Raw genomic sequence first — 18,735 nt, forward strand, 5'->3', positions numbered from 1 at the left:
CACAACAAGAGGATTCCCGGTGAGCAAGCCTACTAAATTCCGTGATGTCGAAATCCGTGCCCCACGCGGCAACAAGCTGACCGCCAAAAGCTGGCTGACCGAAGCGCCGCTGCGCATGCTGATGAACAACCTCGACCCGGAAGTTGCCGAGAACCCTAAAGAGCTGGTGGTTTACGGTGGTATCGGTCGCGCGGCACGTAACTGGGAGTGCTACGACAAGATCGTCGAGAGCCTGACCAACCTGAACGACGACGAGACCCTGCTGGTGCAATCGGGCAAGCCGGTCGGCGTATTCAAGACCCACAGCAACGCGCCACGCGTGCTGATTGCCAACTCCAATCTGGTGCCACACTGGGCCACCTGGGAACACTTCAACGAACTGGACGCCAAGGGCCTGGCCATGTACGGCCAGATGACCGCCGGCAGCTGGATCTACATCGGTAGCCAAGGCATTGTCCAGGGCACCTACGAAACCTTCGTCGAAGCCGGTCGCCAGCACTACAACGACAACCTGACCGGCAAGTGGGTCCTGACCGCAGGTCTGGGTGGCATGGGTGGCGCGCAACCTCTGGCCGCCACGCTGGCCGGTGCCTGCTCGCTGAACATCGAATGCCAGCAGATCAGCATCGATTTCCGCCTGAAAACCCGCTATGTCGACGAGCAAGCCAAGGATCTGGACGACGCCCTGGCGCGCATCGCCAAATACACCAAAGAAGGCAAGGCGATCTCCATCGCCCTGTGCGGCAACGCCGCTGAAATCCTCCCGGAACTGGTCCGTCGCGGTGTGCGCCCGGACATGGTCACCGACCAGACCAGTGCCCACGACCCGCTCAACGGCTACCTGCCGGCCGGTTGGACCTGGGACGAATACCGCGCTCGCGCCAAGACCGAGCCGGCCGCCGTCGTAAAAGCCGCCAAGCAATCGATGGCCGTACACGTCAAAGCCATGTTGGACTTCCAGAAAATGGGCGTGCCGACCTTCGACTACGGCAACAACATCCGTCAGATGGCCCAGGAAGAAGGCGTGGAAAACGCTTTCGACTTCCCTGGCTTCGTACCGGCCTACATCCGTCCGCTGTTCTGCCGTGGCATCGGCCCGTTCCGTTGGGCGGCACTGTCGGGCAACGCTGAAGACATCTACAAGACCGACGCCAAGGTCAAAGAACTGATCCCGGACGATGCCCACCTGCACAACTGGCTGGACATGGCCCGCGAGCGCATCAGCTTCCAGGGTCTGCCGGCGCGTATCTGCTGGGTTGGCCTGGGCCTGCGCGCCAAACTCGGCCTGGCATTCAACGAAATGGTCCGCAGCGGCGAGCTGTCCGCGCCGATCGTGATCGGTCGCGACCACCTGGACTCCGGCTCGGTGTCGAGCCCGAACCGTGAAACCGAATCGATGCAGGATGGTTCCGACGCCGTGTCCGACTGGCCACTGCTCAATGCCCTGCTCAACACCGCGAGCGGCGCGACCTGGGTTTCCCTGCACCACGGCGGCGGCGTCGGCATGGGCTTCTCCCAGCACTCGGGCATGGTGATCGTCTGCGACGGTACTGACGAAGCGGCCGAGCGTATCGCTCGCGTGCTGCACAACGACCCGGCCACTGGCGTGATGCGCCACGCCGATGCCGGCTACCAGATCGCCATCGACTGCGCCAAGGAACAAGGGCTGAACCTGCCGATGATTACCGGCAAGTAATGCTTGCCCTGTAGGAGCGAGCCTGCTCGCGATGAGGCCAGCACATTCAACATCTGTGCTGGCTGACACATCGCTTTCGCGAGCAAGCCCGCTCCCACAGAAAGCGACCCATACAGTGAATTCCAATAACAATTCTCAGAGCTATTGAACATGACTGCATTGAACCTGATTCCCGGCCAACTGAGCCTTGCCCAACTGCGCGCCATCTACCAACAGCCAGTGAAACTGACCCTCGACAACAGCGCCTCGGCACAGATCGAAGCCAGCGTCGCCTGCGTTGAACAAATCCTCGCGGAAAACCGCACCGCCTACGGCATCAACACCGGTTTCGGCCTGCTGGCCTCGACCCGCATCGCAAGCCAGGACCTGGAAAACCTGCAGCGCTCGCTGGTGCTGTCCCACGCCGCCGGTGTCGGCGAGCCGATCAGCGATGCCTTGTGCCGCCTGATCATGGTGCTCAAGGTCAACAGCCTGAGCCGTGGTTTTTCCGGTATCCGCCGCAAAGTCATTGACGCGCTGATCACCCTGATCAACGCCGAGGTGTATCCGCACATTCCATTGAAAGGTTCGGTCGGTGCTTCCGGTGACCTGGCGCCACTGGCGCACATGTCGCTGGTGCTGTTGGGCGAAGGCAAGGCGCGCTACAAAGGCCAATGGCTGCCGGCTACCGAAGCCCTGGCCGTGGCCGGTCTGGAGCCATTGACCCTGGCGGCCAAGGAAGGTTTGGCGCTGCTCAACGGCACCCAGGTGTCCACCGCATTCGCCCTGCGCGGCCTGTTTGAAGGCGAAGACCTGTTTGCCGGCGCCCTGGCCGTGGGTGGCCTGACCGTTGAAGCGGTACTCGGCTCGCGCTCACCATTCGATGCGCGCATCCACGCCGCTCGCGGTCAGCGCGGCCAGATCGACACCGCTGCTGCTTACCGCGATTTATTGGGCGAGCGCAGCGAAGTCTCTGACTCCCACCAGAACTGCGAGAAGGTCCAGGATCCGTATTCCCTGCGCTGCCAGCCGCAAGTCATGGGCGCTTGCCTGACCCAGTTCCGCCAGGCCGCCGAAGTGCTGGTGATCGAGGCCAATGCGGTTTCCGATAACCCTCTGGTGTTCGCCGCCGAAGGCGATGTGATTTCCGGCGGTAACTTCCACGCCGAGCCAGTGGCCATGGCCGCCGACAACATGGCGCTGGCCATCGCCGAAATTGGTTCCCTGAGCGAACGTCGCATCTCGCTGATGATGGACAAGCACATGTCGCAACTGCCGCCGTTCCTGGTGGCCAACGGTGGCGTGAACTCCGGTTTCATGATCGCCCAAGTGACGGCGGCGGCACTGGCCAGCGAGAACAAGGCATTGGCCCATCCGCACTCGGTCGATAGCCTGCCGACCTCCGCCAACCAGGAAGACCACGTGTCCATGGCCCCGGCTGCCGGCAAGCGCCTGTGGGAAATGGCCGAGAACACCCGTGGCATTCTCGCGGTGGAGTGGCTCGCGGCCTGCCAGGGCCTGGACCTGCGCGAAGGCCTGAAGACCTCGACCAAGCTGGAACTGGCGCGCAATACCCTGCGTGACAAAGTGGCTCACTACGAAAAAGACCGCTTCTTCGCCCCGGACATCAACGCCGCGAGCGAGTTGCTGGCTTCCCGCTGCCTGAACCAGCTGGTACCGGCGCGGTTGTTGCCAAGCCTCTAAGCAGGCGCCTTGGCCGGGAGCCTGACTCCCGGCATCTCCCATTTCCGTGCACGGCCTGCCTGCCTCGCCGTGCATGGCTTTTCGCCCGACAAAAATAATCAGGAAAGCGAAATGCAAGCGCAAGCAACAGGTTTGAAACGCGGGCTATCGGCCCGACATATCCGCTTCATGGCCCTGGGGTCGGCCATCGGCACCGGGTTGTTCTACGGTTCGGCCTCGGCCATCCAGATGGCGGGTCCGGCGGTGCTGCTGGCCTATCTGATCGGTGGCGCGGCGGTGTACATGGTCATGCGTGCCCTGGGTGAAATGGCCGTGCATAACCCGGTCGCTGGCTCTTTCGGCCAGTACGCCAGCACCTACCTGGGGCCGATGGCCGGTTTTATCCTGGGTTGGACCTATGCCTTCGAGATGGTCATCGTGGGCCTTGCCGACGTAACGGCCTTTGGCATCTATATGGGCTTCTGGTTTCCGGAGGTGGCGCGCTGGATCTGGGTGCTCGGCATCGTCTTCGTGATCGGCGGCCTGAATCTGTGCACCGTGAAAGTCTTCGGTGAAATGGAGTTCTGGATGTCGCTGCTCAAGGTCGGCGCGATTATCGCGATGATCCTCGGCGGGTTCGGCATCATGGCGTTCGGTATCGGCAGTTCCACGACCGGGCACGTGACGGGTATCAGCAACCTGTGGACCCAGGGCGGCTTCATGCCCAACGGTGTGGGCGGCCTGATCGCTTCGTTCGCGGTGGTCATGTTTGCGTTCGGCGGCATCGAGATCATCGGCGTGACCGCCGGTGAAGCGAAGGACCCGCAGCATGTTCTGCCCAAGGCGATCAATGCGGTTCCCCTGCGTATTCTGCTGTTCTACGTGCTGACGCTGTTTGTGTTGATGGCGATCTTCCCGTGGCAGCAAATCGGCAGCAACGGCAGCCCGTTCGTGCAGATTTTCGACAACCTGGGCATCAGCTCGGCGGCCACCATCCTCAATATCGTGGTGATTTCCTCGGCGATCTCGGCGATCAACAGCGACATCTTCGGTGCCGGGCGCATGCTGTTCGGCTTGTCCCAGCAAGGTCACGCGCCCAAGGCCTTCGGCCAGTTATCGCGTCATGGCGTGCCATGGATGACCGTGGTGGTCATGAGCGCCGCGTTGCTCGGTGGCGTACTGCTGAACTACCTGATCCCGGAAAACGTGTTCGTCCTGATCGCTTCGATCGCGACCTTCGCCACCGTCTGGGTCTGGTTGATGATTCTGTTGACTCAGGTCGCCATGCGTCGCTCCATGAGCGCTGAACAAGTCGCACAGCTGAAGTTTCCGGTGCCGTTCTGGCCCTATGCGCCCATGGCCGCGATTGCCTTCATGGCGTTCATCTTCGGTGTGTTGGGTTACTTCCCGGATACCCAAGCGGCGTTGATCGTCGGCATCGCATGGATTGCCTTGTTGGTGCTTGCTTACCTGCTATGGGTCAAGCCAGCGGCAGGGCGGGCGGTGCGGGTGATGGGCGAGGCTTCTGTCGGTTAAGCCGAACGGCGAGGGGAGAAGTCCCCTCGCCAGTCCTGATGAAATTGCACTGTCCGGTGTCAGTTGTCCCTGTGCACTGCATTGACCGGCAGGCGACTGCCCAGGCGATAGCGCGAAGAGGGGTGGATCAAGCGCACGTAGGTCACGATCTTGCTCTGATTCCAGGTCCGGCGCATGAGCACCAGGCAGGGTTCATTGATATCGATCTGCAGGTATTTGCTTTCGTCGCTGCTGGGGTGGCTGGCCTCGACAATATGCTCCATTTCATCGGGCCTCAGTACCTGCAACAGATACATGGCAGGTTGCAGGTTTTCGCCAAAATCCTGCTGGAGAAATTCCGGAATCATCTCGGGATTGACGTAGCGATCCTCGAGCTGCACCGGAATGCCTTCTTCGCTGTGCACACAGATCACATGAAAAACTGAAGCACCGGTCGGCAGCGACAACGCAGCAGCCACCGGCATCGAGGCGACTTCGCGCCCCAGGTGCAGCACCTTGCACGTGTAAGTGTGACCCCGAGCGATGATCTCGTCGGCGATGTTGGTAATGCGCAGCAGGTTCGATTGCGGCTTGCTTTCGGCGACGAAAGTGCCCACGCCGGAAATCCGTACCAGATGACCTTCCTCAGTCAGCTCGCGCAAGGCACGGTTGATCGTCATGCGCGACATGCCCAGTTCCTCGACTAACCGATGCTCCGAGGGAATCATGTCACCGGCTTTCCAGACGCCCGCGCGAAGCTGGTCCTGCACGAAGTCCTTCGCACGCCGATAGAGCGCTTGCGGTGCATTTTTAATCATGGGTCGGTCCGTAATTGCGGTGCGGCATGAATAGTTGCCGAGGTGTGGAGAAAAGGACCGTATCGTCACAGGTTACGGGGGATGGCTGCAAGTGCCGAAGCCCAATGGCTGAAATGCTTTTTGGATGGGGAGTAGAGCAGGGTAGGCATCGTAAAGCGCCGGAACACTGTCATCCAGTGTTCCGGCGATCAACTTCAAGGTCGATTTTGGGGCGTTCGGGAGCAAAATCCGTTTGCTCGCAATCCGGTTAGCGGGGCCAGAGGGTTGGAAACAACTCGTGCTCCAAAGGGGCGCCAGTTGCCAGGGTGTCTTCAAGACCGGGGAAATGAGGGGAGGTGGCCCAGGCTCTCGGCGCATGCCGAACGTCATCGCCGATGACTCTCACTGAGAAGGCACGACGTCGGTTTTGCCCCGCCACCCCAGACGACGCATGCAAGGTCAGCATGTTGAAACACACCATGTCCCCGGGTGACAGCGCCCATCCCAATATGGGGAAATCCTCGCGATGACTTTCAATATCCGGCAGTTCGTCGAGCGTACCTTCGGCAAACCATTTGGCCTGGCTGTCCATGAAAGATCGAGGCATCAACCAGGGGCCCTTGTGTGATCCGGCAATGAATTCGAGGGTTGATTCCCGTGGTACGGGGTCGACGGGAATCCAAAAGCTGACGGTATCGGCGCCGCTGATGTTGTAGTACGGCTGGTCCTGGTGCCAGGGGGTTCGCTGACGTGTATTGGGCTCCTTGACCAGTAAGTGGTCGTGATGCAGGCGCACCTGTTGGCTGTCCAGCAACGCCGCCGCAATGGGCGCGATGGCGGAATCGAAGATGAAGTTGCGATAGTGCGCATTCGTTTGCCAGTTGCAGAAGTCTTCGAAGAACCAGCCCGGGTCGTCAGGGCTGCTCGCCACTTTGGCACGGGGGCTGGGTTGGGCCAGGTTGCGTTCGATGCCTCGGGTCAGCTCGCTGATGAGCTCTGGCGTAAACGCGTTGCGGATACACACGGCACCATCTTGCTGGAAAGCACGAATCGTTTCGTCGCTGACGGGCAAAGCGCGTGATTGAATGTGTTGGGTCAGATCATTCATGGGTTTGCCTCATTCGCCGTAAATATCGAAGTTGAAGTACTGCTTCGCGATCTGGTCGTACTGGCCCGACTGGCGAATGCCGGCAATGGCTGTGTTGAGTTGTTCCCTGAGTTCTGGCTGGTTCTTCCGAATACCGATGGCGACGCCATCGCCGATGATGCTTTTGTCGGTGATGGGGTCTCCTGCAAAGGCAAAGTCCTGGCCTTGAGGCTTTTGCAGTAAACCGATGTCGGCTTGAACCGACGCCTGGAACGCAGCGTCCAGGCGTCCATTGATGAGGTCTGAAAACACCTGGTCCTGGGTCTGGTAGGAAAGGATGTTGGCGCCCTGGCGACCCCATTGCGTCTTGGCGTAACTTTCGTGCAACGAGCCTTGAACGACCCCGACCGACTTGCCTTGTAATGACTGCGGCGTCGGCAGCAGCCCCGAGTTCTTCCTCGCCACCAGCGAAGAGGGAGCGGTGTAGATTTTGTTGCTGAAGTCGACCTGCTGGCGACGCACTTCGGTGGCGCTGAATGCGGAAAGGATGGCGTCGAACTTCCTGGCCTTCAACGCCGGGATCATGCCGTCGAAACTCTGCTCGACCCAAATGCACTTGACCTGCAACTCGGCGCACAGGGCGTTGCCCAGGTCGATATCGAAACCGCTCAATGAACCATCCGGCTGCTTTGTCTCGAATGGCGGGTAGCTGGGGTCCACCCCGAATTTGATTACCGGCTGCGCCTGCGACAGCGGGGCCATGATCAATCCGAAGAGCAGGGCGGCGTAATGACGGTTAAGTAGCTGCATGATGACCTCGTTTTTTATTGGTTTTAGCGGTAGGACAGGTCGTATCTCAAGCGTTCAGCGGTAGGAAAGCTTCGGTCAGCTTGACCCAGAAGCCCGCGCCCCGGATCAGGATGTCATCGTTGAAGTCGTAGCGCGGGTCGTGAGCCATGCAGCTCTTCTCGCCGTCGCCATTGCCGATAATCAGGTAACAACCGGGGCATTTCTGCAGGAAATAGGCAAAGTCTTCGCTGCCATTGAAGGGCACGATATCGTTCATGACTTCGTCTTCACCCAACCAGTCGACGGCCACCTGGCTGGCGAATTGGGTCATTTCTTGATCGTTGACCAGCAAGGGGTAATCGGCACTGTATTGGATGTCGGCGGTCGCACCGAACGCCTCGGCCTGGGCATGAATGAGCTTGCAGATCTGCTGCTCCAGGTGGTCCCTGACCGCATTGTTCAGCGAGCGTACGGAAATCAGCATGTGTGCGCTGTCCGGGATCACGTTGGAAGCCTTGCCTGCATTGATTGAGCCGACGGTGATCACGCTCATTTCCTGAGGCGAAACGGTGCGCGAGACAATGGTCTGCAAGGCCATGATGATACTGGCGCAGACCACCACTGGATCGACGCTCAAGTGCGGCATGGCGCCGTGACCACCCTTGCCATGAATCGTCACGCTGACCTGGTCAGCGGACGCCATGAAGGGGCCTGCCCGGAAGCCGAGTTTGCCGACAGGGTAACCAGGCATATTGTGTGCCGCGAACACCGCGTCGCAAGGGAACTGTTGCAGCACACCCTCCTGGATCATGCGTCGCGCACCGGCCAGGCCTTCTTCGGCAGGCTGGAAAATCAGGCGCACGGTACCGTCGAACGGGTGGCCATGGGCGAGGGCGTATGCGGCCGCCAGGAGCATCACCGTATGCCCGTCATGGCCACAGGCGTGCATCTTGCCGGGTATGCGGCTGGCATAGGGCAGACCGGTTTTTTCCAGGATCGGCAGGGCGTCCATGTCTGCCCTTATACCGATCACCCGTGAGCTCGTACCCTTTTTCAGCGTGGCAATAATTCCGGTTTCGGCGATCCCGCGGTTCACCTCGTAACCCCATTCCAGCAACCGTCGGGCGACCAGTTCGCTGGTTTCGACCTCCTGGTAACCGAGTTCAGGGTTGGCATGGATCTGGTGGCGCAGTTCGCGCATTTCCTGCTCAATTTCCTTTAACAGCGCGATGGAGTCTGTCATTGGCAGCGTTTTCCTTGATGACCAGTTGGAGGTACCTCTGGTACGGTCCTTTGTTGAGAACCGAAGCCTGGGCGGTATGGGTCCGAGAGTAGAGGGCCAGGGCAACGGCTGACAGACAATCGAAAGTGAACGCGACAACCCAAGGTTAACAGTGGCGGATACCATGAAGTTTTATCAACTCAACGCACTGGTTGCGGTGGCGGACGCCGGCAGCATCCGCGGTGCTGCCAAAAGCCTCGACACGTCTCCGGCCGCGGTCACAAAGGCCATCCAGAAGCTGGAGCAAGACAGCGCGACGCAACTGCTGATCCGTAACGCCACAGGGATTGTGTTTACTGAACTTGGCAAGAAGCTGTTGATTCAGGCACGCCTGGTGGTCGCGCAAATGAGCAATGCGCAACAGGTATTGGCTGAAGAGAATGGAGAGCTGACAGGAAGTTTGTCGGTTGCCGTCACACCTTGGTTGGCGATGACCCTTATGCCCAAGGCGGTTGTACGTTTTCGCCAACTGTTCCCGCAGGTGCAACTTGAATTGTACGAGGGGCTTTCATCTGTGGCGTGCCCAATGCTGCGTGAGGCGAGAGTCGATCTGTTCATAGGTCGTCTCGATACTCGTTTTTCCAGCACCGACTTGACCTATCAGCCGCTGTTCACGGCTGATTGTGCGGTAGTTGCTCGCCAGCAACACCCGTTGTCCGACTGCCACAGCATGGAGGAGCTGGAATCAGCCGACTGGATACTGGCCTCACAGCAAGATGGCGCGATTTCGACTCGGGGCCATGTGCATTTCGCCCATTCGATCTCGATCATCATGAGTTTGCTGCGTGAAACAGACATGTTGAGCATCTTTCCCTGGCCGCTGGTGGAAATTTGCGCTCAACGCGAAGGTTTGTGCGCCTTGCCATTACGCGAATCGGTGGGCAGCGCGTCGGTAGGCGCCATCAGTCGTAGCGGGCAGCCCTTGAGGCCAGCTGCGGAGAGATTTCTGGAATGCTTGATCGAAACCATTCAGCGGGAGATGGGGCAGTCGCATTCGCCGTATCGGCGGATGTTGCAGACTGTGGATTTACTGGTTTGATTCAATCAAGGCCGCGAATTGCGGGTGGAGCAAAAGCCCGATGTGTGAGGATCGGTTCTGCGATGTTCTGACACATCATTTAACATAATATACATTATGTGTAGTCTCATATAATGCATTGGGGGCGCTGAGTGGTCAGATTTTGCACCTGGCACCGTCTATTCAGGATCACCTGTTCGCTGGCCATCGGTCCGGCTCACAATGAATACACCTGTTGATCCGCATTCGTTTCGGCACTCATCACATGATCAACAACGGGACTCACTTCTTCGCTTGGCTGGGCCTGTATGGCGACCGTCTATTGGCAATCCAGAGTTGTCTCTTTGTGTGATGGTTTACCAACAATCCCTGTAGGCGCCGGCTCGCTGGCGATAACGGTGTAACAGTCGACGTTAATGTTGTTTGTCCGACCGCTATCGCCAGCAAGCCGGCTCCTACAACAGCGTGGATTTTTGTCTTTGTGTTTCCCGGTAATCCGTGATGAACCATTTTTTGGGGCCGCTCACGACCCAACGGGGATAAATCCCCTTGCCACAATGGGTTGACCATATAAAGTCCGAGTCGTCATTTCATTGGCTTGGATCATTTCTTGCCGCTTAGCGAAATAACGTTGAGCGTTAAGATTCCTCGGTTAACCCAATAGCCCTTCTTTCATTTTTGATAACCATAAATTATAACTAATCTAAATGACTCTTTAGTTTAGTTATAATTGTATTTAGCTAGCTTGCCCTTTCCTTCAGCATGATTTGCTGTCTTTTCATCAATAGCTACGCTCTGACAAACATTGGCTACGGTGTATGAACGTTGTGAACTGATATCAATCGAAGCAAAGGACGACATTGATATGGCACGCATGATGGTAGGCATGGGTGAAATAGGCGTGATGCACCCCCAGAACAGAGGGATCGTGACGGCGCTGTGGACGGTCGGGGCGTCGCCCTGCATCATTTTAGGCGTTCAGAAAGGAAGCACGGCATTGTTGGCTCATATTCATCGAGCCAATAATCTTTATAAGGTCGTGGAGCAAGTAGGCAAGATTCTTGCCGATGCTGTTCCCAAGGAAACTACAGCGCGGGCCTTCATCGCTACCGAAAAATATACAGACACCGATACCAATGATGCCGAAGTGCAAAGCGTGATGATCACAGTTCTTGAGGAACAACTACACAACCTTGGAATAAGGCTTATCGAAAAAAGCCTGAGCAAGTCTGCTGCCTGCATAGCTTACGAGGGTTATCAATTGTCGGACGGCAGCGCTTTCAATTTGAGTCCACTGGAACGAAAGGCTCTCCTCGATTGGACGTTGGCCTACGACTCACGTTTTCAGGGGCTGACGGGAAAACTTCCAATGGCAATACGCGTGGGGATCAACAATGAAACTCCCGAAGTGGCCATTAACCGGATGTACCCGAAGTAGTTTCATCGACTGAATTCGATCAGCCCCCTACCCTCGTAATTCTGCCTGCAGGGCGGCCGCATATGCGGCTTCGTGGCAGTCGCTGCTGCCCAATTGCAGGTCAGCGACAATAGCGCGCTTGTAGTAATGGCCGATCAGGTATTGCTCGGTCATGCCGACACCGCCATGCAACTGGATGCCCTGTCCACAGACGTACTTCGCCGCGCGGCAGATGAGCATTTTGCAGCCCGACAGTACTTTGGAACGGGTGGCTTCGTCATCATTGGCCATCGACGCCAGGGCAACATGCAGGCTGGAACGTGCCAGTTCCATCTCCGTCGCCATGTCAGCCAGGCGGTGCTGCAAGGCCTGGAAGGAACCGATGGGCACTCCGAATTGCTGGCGGACCTTGAGGTAGTCGGCCGTGACCTCAATGGTTTTTTCCATGACGCCGATCAGCTCGGCGCACAGGGTGGCGATGCCGTTGGCCAGGCCCTCGCGCAAACCATGCAGACCCTGCCCCGCTTTGCCCAGCAACGCCTCGGCGCCGACTTCCACGGCGTCAAAGTGCAAGTCCTGAGCCCAGGTGCCGTCGTGCAAAGGCAGTGTCTGGCGTTGCAGGCCCGGGCTATCGGCATCGACCAGCAGCAGACTGATGCCGGGTGTTTGCGGTATCTGCGCGGAGACAATGAAGGCGTTCGCACCGACAGCACCGAGCACCAGACTTTTGCGTCCGGTCAGGCGAAAACCATTCTCTTGGCGTTCGGCCTGCAGGGTGACCGGCAACGGCATGCCTCTTGAACCCGCCTCGCTGTAAGCCAGTGCGATCCGGTATGTACCGTTCGCAATCTGCGGCAGCAGCCACGACTTTTGCGTCTCCGAGCCCGCCGCCAACAGCGTCTGGGCGGCCAGCACGGCACAGGCCATAAACGGCTCCAGCACCAGGCCACGGCCCAGTTCCTGGGCAATGATTACACTGTCCAACAGAGCACCACCCAAACCGCCGTACGCTTGCGGTAACGCGGCCATCAGCCAGCCATTGTCAGCAAAGACATCCCAATTCGCGGTGCTGCCGTTCACGCCCGCCTTCAGCAGCGCTGCGCGGTCCTCAAAACTGTATGCCTTGTCGACGTAACGACGAACGCTGTCCTGCAGTAGTCGTTGTTCCGAACTCAATGCGAAATCCATAACCCTGCCCTTAAAATTGGAACAACAGCTTGGCGATGATGCCGCGCTGCACTTCGCTGGTTCCGCCATAAAGGGTCGAGGCGCGACGGAAGAACATATCGTTGGCGATGCCTCGGGCTTGCTGCTGTAACGGATACGCCGCTTCCGGCGGCGCATTGTGCGGGTGTGCATAGGTCACCGCGCCGTAGGTGCCCAATGCCTCAACCTGGGCTTCGGTGATGCGTTGCTGCAGTTCCGTACCACGGATTTTCAGCATCGACCCCAGTGTCATTGCCTTGGGGTCGTGAGCCTGTTCCAGCTGCGCGACTCGCTGTACCAGCATGGCGACGGCTTGCAGCTCGGCCTCCAGGCGTGCCAGCTTCAGGGCGAACTCAGGGCGCTCGATGAGCGCGGAACCTTCAACCTCGACCGTCACCGCGAACTGGCGTAACTCGTGAAGGTAGCGCTTGAGGGCTGGCAGTTCGGCTGTGGTGGCGTGCTCGTTGTTGAGCAGGAACTTGGTAATGGTCCACCCCTGCCCTTCACCGCCCACCCGATTCGTCACCGGTACCCGGACGTCGTCGAAGAAAATCTCGTTGAGATGGTGCGCGTCGTCGATGGTACGGATCGGCCGCACTGTGATGCCAGGTGTCTTCATGTCCACCAGCAGGAAGCTGATGCCGGCCTGCTTCTGCACTTCGGTGTCAGTGCGTACCAGCAGGAAGATCCAGTCGGACTCATGGGCGTAGCTGGTCCAGGTTTTCTGGCCGTTGATGACATAGTGATCGCTGTGGCGTTCGGCGCGGGTCTTCAGCGAGGCCAGGTCCGAACCGGCACCCGGCTCGGAGAACCCCTGGCACCACAGGCGCTCGCCGCTGAGGATCGGCGGCAGGTGCTCGGCTTTTTGTTCATCGGTGGCGAAGGCGTTGAGCACCGGCCCCAGTAGCTTGTGCGCAAAACCATCCTGGGTCGGCGTACCGAGGGCGGCGCATTCCTCGTCGAATACGAGCTGCTGCTGGACCGTCCAGCCGTTGCCGCCATGTTCCCGGGTCCAGTACGGCGCGCCCCAGCGCTGGTCATTGAGTAGCTTCTGCCAGCTCATCACTTGCTCACGCGGAGAACGCGTGCAACGCGCCAGGCCAGTGAGTTCGCCAGGTACATGTGCGCGGAGGAACTGACGAACTTGCTCGCGGAAGGCCTCGAGCCCGGCGTCGGAATGAAAATCCATGGGGCGTTTCCTCAGTCCTTGCGGTACAGGGTCACCACGCAGGCGCCACCGATACCGACGTTGTGCTGCAGGGCGATGCGTGCGCCTTCCACCTGGCGGCGCTCGGCGCGACCTCGCAATTGCTGGACCAGCTCGGTGCATTGCGCCAGCCCCGTCGCGCCGATGGGGTGCCCCTTGGACAGCAGCCCGCCTGACGGGTTGACCACATACCGGCCGCCATAGGTGTTGTCGCCATCATCGACAAACTTTTGCGCCCCACCTTCCGGGCACAGCCCCAGGGATTCGTAGCTCAGCAGCTCGTTCTGGGCGAAGCAGTCATGCAGCTCCACCACGTCCACGTCCTCGACACCGATACCGGCCATTTCATAAGCCTTCTGCGCCGCCGCCCGGGACATCGAATAACCGGCAACGTCGCGTCTGTCGCCTGACAGGAAGGTTTGCGGGCCATCGGTCGTCATTGCCTGGCCGACAATCGCCACGCTGCGATCCAGGCCATGCGTTTTGGCATAGGCCTCACTGCACAACACCACCGCGGCCGCGCCGCAGGTCGGTGGGCAGGCCATCAAGCGGGTCATGACACCAGGCCAAAGCCCTTGATCGGTCATGACTTCTTCGGTGGTGACCACTTTGCGAAACACCGCTTGCGGGTTGTTGGCCGCGTGCCGGCTGGCCTTGGCGCGGATCTTGGCGAAGGTCTCCAGTGGCGTGCCGTAGCGGTTCATGTGTTCAAGGCCGGCGCTGCCAAACAGGCGCAGCGCGGCAGGCATCGGCGTATTGCCGGGCTCACTGCTCTCGCACTGGCTAAGGAACAACTCCGCGGGCGATGGCCGGTCGGGAAAAGTGTCGCCCAGTGCGCCGGGCTTCATCTGTTCGAAACCGACTGCCAACACAACCTCGGCCATGCCACCGGCGATGGCCTGGTTGGCCAGGAACAGCGCGGTGGAACCGCTGGAGCAATTGTTGTTGACGTTAATCACCGGAATGCCGGACATACCGATGTTGTAGAGCACGCGCTGACCGCAACAGGAGTCGCCATAGATGTAGCTGGCGTAGGCCTGCTGGATCGACGCGTAGCCGACACCGGCGTCGGTCAATGCAAGCCGCACGGCCTGCTCGCCCATGACCACATAGGTCTCACCCTGCCCCGGCTTGACGAACGGGATCATCCCGACGCCGGCGATTACGACTTTGTGCATCATGCCTGCTCCAATGCGTTAGACAGCATCCTAACGCATCGGCGTGTTGACGGGCCTATCCGTTTCAGGACGCCGGCCGCGCCTCGGGCAGCTTCCAGGTCCCGTCGAGGATCGATGGCTGAGGCAGGTAGAAGCGCACCATGTAATTCCAGCCGGGCATGATCGGCAAACAATTGACCGTGCTGGCCGAGCAGTCGCCAAACTGCACGGACACCTGACCGCCCTCGCCCTTCTTCGCGGTCAGGTTGTTGATGGCATAGGCGCCAAGGGGATTGGGTCGGACGTGGCCTTCGGCATCGTAGACACTGATGGACCAGAAGGCGCGAACCGGCACCTGGCCCACCTCCAGCCGATAGGTTGTCTGCCCGTCATTACGTTCGGGGGTGACAATCTGGTAAAACGCATCCTTTTGCGGATTGCCACCCCAGGCCGTCGCGCTGCCGATCAGATGGCGAACCGGGTTGACGTCAGCGGCCTTGCCGAACATATCCCGGGAGTCGCTGAGTGATTGTCCCAGGACAGACAGCGCGCTTCTCATCCTGGCCCGACTCGCTTCGTCCCAGTCAGGTACATCGAAGCTTCCCGGCCCGTTGGCCTGGACAGCGGAAATGGCATCCTGTATCCCGTGGACCTTGTCCAGATCCTGCGGGTCGGCGGGGTCGACCAGGATCCGCACCCCAAGCATCACGTAGCGCGTTCCCACCTGTGCCTTGCTGACGGTATACGTGCCGGGGGCGTAGCGCACATCGATCACATTGTGATCTTCATTGATCAGCGCCAGCGACATGAAGCGATCGCCGGCGTTGGGCAAGCTCACGTTGACGGGCCCGGCATCCAGATCGAACACCACACTGGAATACAAGGTATCGCGGTTGGGTCGCACGACGGTCTGGGCGCCGGCGGGAATCAGCTCGCGCCAATGAAAGAAGTTGCCCAGCCCTGCCCGCTTGACGGTCAGGGTGAAATAGCGGTCAGTCTCGGCACGGACAAAGTTGTCGACGTTCACGACAACCGGCGAGCCCGGCAATGCCTGGCTATGCACGGGGGAAAGGCAGGCAGCAAACAGCGCGCACGAGGCCAGCAGTACTTTCAACTCGTTCATGTAGGCGTCCTTTTAAATAAAGGACCGTTATGCCTTGGCCTGCCCCATACCGCCCCTCCCGCTTTGGGGGGTATGGGGCGCGCGCACGCGCCGTCAGGCGATGTCGACCTCCTTGAGCGACGCCATGTCGATCACGAAGCGGTACTTCACGTCATTGTTGTGCATGCGCGTAAAGGCTTCGTTGATGTGCTGGATATCGATCATTTCGCAACTCGGCAGTACTTCGTATTCGGCGCAGAAGTCCAGCAGTTCCTGGGTCTGTTCAAGCCCGCCGATCAACGTCCCGGCAATCGAACGGTTGTTGACGGCCAGCAAAGCGCCGTGGATCGGCTCCAGGGGCTCCAGTGCGCCAACCAGCACCAGCGTACCGTTACGCGCCAGCAGCATCAGGTAAGGATTGACGTTATGAGTGCGCGGGATGGTATCGAGGATCAGATCAAAACCGCTGGCGGCGCTGTTCATGGCCGCAAGGTCGCTGGACAACAGCACATGATGTGCACCGAGTGCCATGGCATCGTCAGCCTTGCCCGGTGAAGTGGTGATCACGGTGACCTGGGCGCCCAACGCCACGCCCAGCTTCACCGCCATGTGGCCCAGGCCGCCAAGGCCGATGACCGCCAACCGGGTGCCGGCCTTGACGTTGTACTCGCGCATTGGCGTCCAGACAGTGATCCCCGCACACAGCAAGGGGCCCGTGAAACGCGGGTCCAGTGCGGGCGGAACACGCAGCACGAAGCGTTCGCGCACCACGATGTGCTGGGCGTAACCACCACGGGTCACTTCGCCACTGAGGCGGTCCAGGCCGTTGTAGGTCGGGGTCATGCCCTGGGTGCAATGCGGCTCCTGGTGATGTTCGCAGGCCTCGCACTGCTGGCAACTGTCGACCAGGCAACCGACGGCGACCCGGTCGCCTACGCGGTAACGGCTGACGGCCGCTCCCGTTGCGGTCACCCGTCCCACGATTTCATGGCCCGGTACGCAAGGAAAACGCGTGCTTTTCCAGTCGTTGCGCACGTAATGCATGTCCGAATGGCAGACGCCGCAGTAGTCGATATCGATGGCGACATCATCGTCGCGCAGGGCTCGGCGTTCGAAGCGCAGGGGTTCGAGGGGGGCGTTGGCTTCATGAACGCCGTAGCCGATGCAGGTGGTCATGCTGGTTTCTCCAAAGTTGGGCAGACAACACAGCACCTTGTAGGAGCGAGCTTGCTCGCGATGGTCGTTAACGAAGACGCGTAAAGGCGGGTTCAACGCGGTGTTTTCGAATCCATCGCGAGCAAGCTCGCTCCTACAGGGGATGTGTTGGTCCAGGGAACGGTGTCAGATCGACGGGCGCAGCCACGGTGCGGCGCTGGTTTCGGGGGATGCGACCTGGTTGGAAATCCACTTGCCCATGCGCCGCATCGGTTCGATGGAATCCTGGGGCGCGGCAAACTTCATCGATGCGGCGTAGCCCAGCGAGACGATCCGTTGCGCGCCATACAGCGGCAGCACGTCCTTGAGCTGATCCTTGATGTTTTCGGGGTAGACGCCGACGGTCTGGGTGTAGGCATCGACCGCCGCCATCATCTCGCTCAGGTCATCGACCGGCACCAGGTTGGCGGTACGGTCGTCCAGGCTGGCGGCAAAAGACACCGGCTCGGGCAGTTGCGAGCAGATGATCGCGCCCTCGCCTGCCTTGCCGCCGATGACCCTGTACCACTCGTCATCCAGGCGCAATGCGTCGACGTGCGCCTTCAGGCCCGGGTCATAGCGTTTGGGTGTGGTGCTGACGGTATTGGGTAAACCGAGCATGGCCTCATAAACGTATTGGCCAAAGGTGTTGAGCCGTTCCAATCCTTGCTCATCCGTGCCGCTCTGCACGTAAACCACCCGCGCGCAGACACAGCCTTTCTGGTTGATTGCGCCGATATCCACGGCCAGACGCACCGCCGCTTCGCGCATGTTCGCTTCGCTGTCGAACGTCTGCTGACCGATGATGCTGGCGCTGCGTTTGGGGTCCAGGGAAATCAGCTCAAGCCCTGGCTGCACATACTTGGTCACGTGTTTCATCGAGGCGAAGCCTCCCCAAGCGACAATTTTTTCCAGATTCTGCGGTTGATACAGGCGCTGTTCGAACGCCTCATCGCCGCCCTTCCAGTAAGCCACCGAAAGGTGTTTGGTCAGCGGATGATCCGGCGCCATGTCGACCATGGTGCGGGCGATGGCCAGCGCAGTGAACGGGTCGTTGGATGGCGCCTTGATGATTGCGTCGCTACGCAGCACCATGTTGCGGATGATGGTCCACAACGAAAGGGACACTGCGTTGCCGGCGACGATGTGCAAGGTCCGCGCGCCGAAGCAACGCACTTGCAGTTCGGTGCCGTCGAGCAGCGTCTGCGGCACCCACCCTTCCAGATACTTGATACCCACCGTGCTTTCCGCCATTTCGGCGATGAACTCTCGGGACAGCAGGTGTTTGAGGCCCATGTAGGAGCCCTTGACGATGGTCGGAGTGGTCGGCGCCGTCAGGAACGATAGTTCACAGGCTTCCTGCAGGTACGGGTTCTTGTACAGGTCCAGGCGCTCGCCGAGTTCGACGGCGTAATCGAGAATATCGTCGAAACGCAAGGTATACAGATCGGCGAGTCTGGCCGGATTGCCTAGCGGAAGCTGGTCGATGTACTTGTTCGCGTCGGGGGTCAGGAAGCTCAGATCGCCACCGCGGCCACCCACTTCAATCAGGTTGTCGGTGATCACCTGACCACGAATGATCATCGGTGCAATGGGATGGGTCATG

Annotated in this window: 15 protein-coding genes; 5 read left to right on the plus strand and 10 right to left on the minus strand. The window is 59.7% G+C overall.

Annotation, left to right across the window (positions count from 1 at the left end):
* The first annotated feature begins 19 nt into the window (after positions 1-19).
* The 3 genes from hutU (at position 20) to ACSFE6_RS12075 (ending at position 4,894) form a co-directional block, all read left to right on the plus strand.
* On the plus strand, positions 20-1,696 hold the full coding sequence (hutU, locus tag ACSFE6_RS12065) for a urocanate hydratase (RefSeq protein ID WP_435427818.1): 1,677 nt from the start codon (positions 20-22) through the stop codon (positions 1,694-1,696).
* 150 nt (positions 1,697-1,846) lie between these two features.
* The gene (hutH, locus tag ACSFE6_RS12070) at positions 1,847-3,379 is read left to right on the plus strand and encodes a histidine ammonia-lyase (RefSeq protein ID WP_435427819.1); all 1,533 of its coding nucleotides are present in this window, start codon (positions 1,847-1,849) and stop codon (positions 3,377-3,379) included.
* Positions 3,380-3,490: 111 nt separating this feature from the next.
* Positions 3,491-4,894, plus strand: coding sequence for an amino acid permease (locus ACSFE6_RS12075; protein ID WP_435427820.1), 1,404 nt, complete (start codon positions 3,491-3,493; stop codon positions 4,892-4,894).
* Between the two features lie 59 nt (positions 4,895-4,953).
* Here the strand turns inward: ACSFE6_RS12075 and hutC are convergent, their stop codons facing one another.
* From hutC to ACSFE6_RS12095, 4 genes are all read right to left on the minus strand, one after another.
* Positions 4,954-5,691: a histidine utilization repressor gene (gene hutC / locus ACSFE6_RS12080; protein ID WP_435427821.1), complete on the minus strand. Its 738-nt coding sequence runs from the start codon at positions 5,689-5,691 to the stop codon at positions 4,954-4,956.
* A 247-nt stretch (positions 5,692-5,938) separates the two neighbouring features.
* The gene (locus tag ACSFE6_RS12085) at positions 5,939-6,778 is read right to left on the minus strand and encodes a phytanoyl-CoA dioxygenase family protein (protein WP_435427822.1); all 840 of its coding nucleotides are present in this window, start codon (positions 6,776-6,778) and stop codon (positions 5,939-5,941) included.
* Between the two features lie 9 nt (positions 6,779-6,787).
* Entirely contained in the window at positions 6,788-7,567 is a 780-nt protein-coding gene (locus ACSFE6_RS12090; protein WP_435427823.1) for an ABC transporter substrate-binding protein, read from the minus strand.
* A 46-nt stretch (positions 7,568-7,613) separates the two neighbouring features.
* On the minus strand, positions 7,614-8,789 hold the full coding sequence (locus tag ACSFE6_RS12095; RefSeq protein ID WP_435427824.1) for a M20 aminoacylase family protein: 1,176 nt from the start codon (positions 8,787-8,789) through the stop codon (positions 7,614-7,616).
* A 151-nt stretch (positions 8,790-8,940) separates the two neighbouring features.
* On the opposite strand from ACSFE6_RS12095, the gene ACSFE6_RS12100 reads away from it, so the two are divergent.
* Positions 8,941-9,867 carry a LysR family transcriptional regulator gene (locus tag ACSFE6_RS12100; protein WP_435427825.1) on the plus strand — a complete coding sequence of 309 codons (927 nt, stop codon included), beginning with the start codon at positions 8,941-8,943 and terminating at the stop codon, positions 9,865-9,867.
* Between the two features lie 844 nt (positions 9,868-10,711).
* Positions 10,712-11,284 carry a hypothetical protein gene (locus ACSFE6_RS12105; RefSeq protein WP_435427826.1) on the plus strand — a complete coding sequence of 191 codons (573 nt, stop codon included), beginning with the start codon at positions 10,712-10,714 and terminating at the stop codon, positions 11,282-11,284.
* Positions 11,285-11,311: 27 nt separating this feature from the next.
* Here the strand turns inward: ACSFE6_RS12105 and ACSFE6_RS12110 are convergent, their stop codons facing one another.
* From ACSFE6_RS12110 to ACSFE6_RS12135, 6 genes are all read right to left on the minus strand, one after another.
* Positions 11,312-12,451 carry an acyl-CoA dehydrogenase family protein gene (locus ACSFE6_RS12110; protein WP_435427827.1) on the minus strand — a complete coding sequence of 380 codons (1,140 nt, stop codon included), beginning with the start codon at positions 12,449-12,451 and terminating at the stop codon, positions 11,312-11,314.
* Positions 12,452-12,461: 10 nt separating this feature from the next.
* On the minus strand, positions 12,462-13,658 hold the full coding sequence (locus tag ACSFE6_RS12115) for an acyl-CoA dehydrogenase family protein (protein WP_435427828.1): 1,197 nt from the start codon (positions 13,656-13,658) through the stop codon (positions 12,462-12,464).
* 11 nt (positions 13,659-13,669) lie between these two features.
* Complete coding sequence (locus tag ACSFE6_RS12120; protein ID WP_435427829.1) at positions 13,670-14,857, minus strand: lipid-transfer protein; 1,188 nt, start codon at positions 14,855-14,857, stop codon at positions 13,670-13,672.
* A gap of 61 nt (positions 14,858-14,918) precedes the next feature.
* Positions 14,919-15,956, minus strand: a complete 1,038-nt coding sequence (locus ACSFE6_RS12125; RefSeq protein WP_435427830.1) for a DUF1254 domain-containing protein — start codon at positions 15,954-15,956, stop codon at positions 14,919-14,921.
* A 93-nt stretch (positions 15,957-16,049) separates the two neighbouring features.
* Positions 16,050-17,111, minus strand: coding sequence for an NAD(P)-dependent alcohol dehydrogenase (locus ACSFE6_RS12130; RefSeq protein ID WP_435427831.1), 1,062 nt, complete (start codon positions 17,109-17,111; stop codon positions 16,050-16,052).
* A gap of 165 nt (positions 17,112-17,276) precedes the next feature.
* The gene (locus ACSFE6_RS12135; RefSeq protein ID WP_435427832.1) at positions 17,277-18,734 is read right to left on the minus strand and encodes an acyl-CoA reductase; all 1,458 of its coding nucleotides are present in this window, start codon (positions 18,732-18,734) and stop codon (positions 17,277-17,279) included.
* Between the last annotated feature and the right edge of the window lies 1 nt (position 18,735).

Source organism: Pseudomonas baetica (assembly GCF_051216495.1).
In the GTDB taxonomy this organism is placed as follows: domain Bacteria; phylum Pseudomonadota; class Gammaproteobacteria; order Pseudomonadales; family Pseudomonadaceae; genus Aquipseudomonas; species Aquipseudomonas baetica_B.

Coding starts and splice junctions, on each gene's coding strand:
- hutH (WP_435427819.1), top strand. CDS start 1,847: ATGACTGCATTGAACCTGATTCCCGGCCAACTGAGCCTTGCCCAACTG.
- ACSFE6_RS12075 (WP_435427820.1), top strand. CDS start 3,491: ATGCAAGCGCAAGCAACAGGTTTGAAACGCGGGCTATCGGCCCGACAT.
- hutC (WP_435427821.1), bottom strand. CDS start 5,691: ATGATTAAAAATGCACCGCAAGCGCTCTATCGGCGTGCGAAGGACTTC.
- ACSFE6_RS12085 (WP_435427822.1), bottom strand. CDS start 6,778: ATGAATGATCTGACCCAACACATTCAATCACGCGCTTTGCCCGTCAGC.
- ACSFE6_RS12090 (WP_435427823.1), bottom strand. CDS start 7,567: ATGCAGCTACTTAACCGTCATTACGCCGCCCTGCTCTTCGGATTGATC.
- ACSFE6_RS12095 (WP_435427824.1), bottom strand. CDS start 8,789: ATGACAGACTCCATCGCGCTGTTAAAGGAAATTGAGCAGGAAATGCGC.
- ACSFE6_RS12105 (WP_435427826.1), top strand. CDS start 10,712: ATGGCACGCATGATGGTAGGCATGGGTGAAATAGGCGTGATGCACCCC.
- ACSFE6_RS12110 (WP_435427827.1), bottom strand. CDS start 12,451: ATGGATTTCGCATTGAGTTCGGAACAACGACTACTGCAGGACAGCGTT.
- ACSFE6_RS12115 (WP_435427828.1), bottom strand. CDS start 13,658: ATGGATTTTCATTCCGACGCCGGGCTCGAGGCCTTCCGCGAGCAAGTT.
- ACSFE6_RS12120 (WP_435427829.1), bottom strand. CDS start 14,857: ATGATGCACAAAGTCGTAATCGCCGGCGTCGGGATGATCCCGTTCGTC.
- ACSFE6_RS12125 (WP_435427830.1), bottom strand. CDS start 15,956: ATGAACGAGTTGAAAGTACTGCTGGCCTCGTGCGCGCTGTTTGCTGCC.
- ACSFE6_RS12130 (WP_435427831.1), bottom strand. CDS start 17,111: ATGACCACCTGCATCGGCTACGGCGTTCATGAAGCCAACGCCCCCCTC.
- ACSFE6_RS12135 (WP_435427832.1), bottom strand. CDS start 18,734: ATGACCCATCCCATTGCACCGATGATCATTCGTGGTCAGGTGATCACC.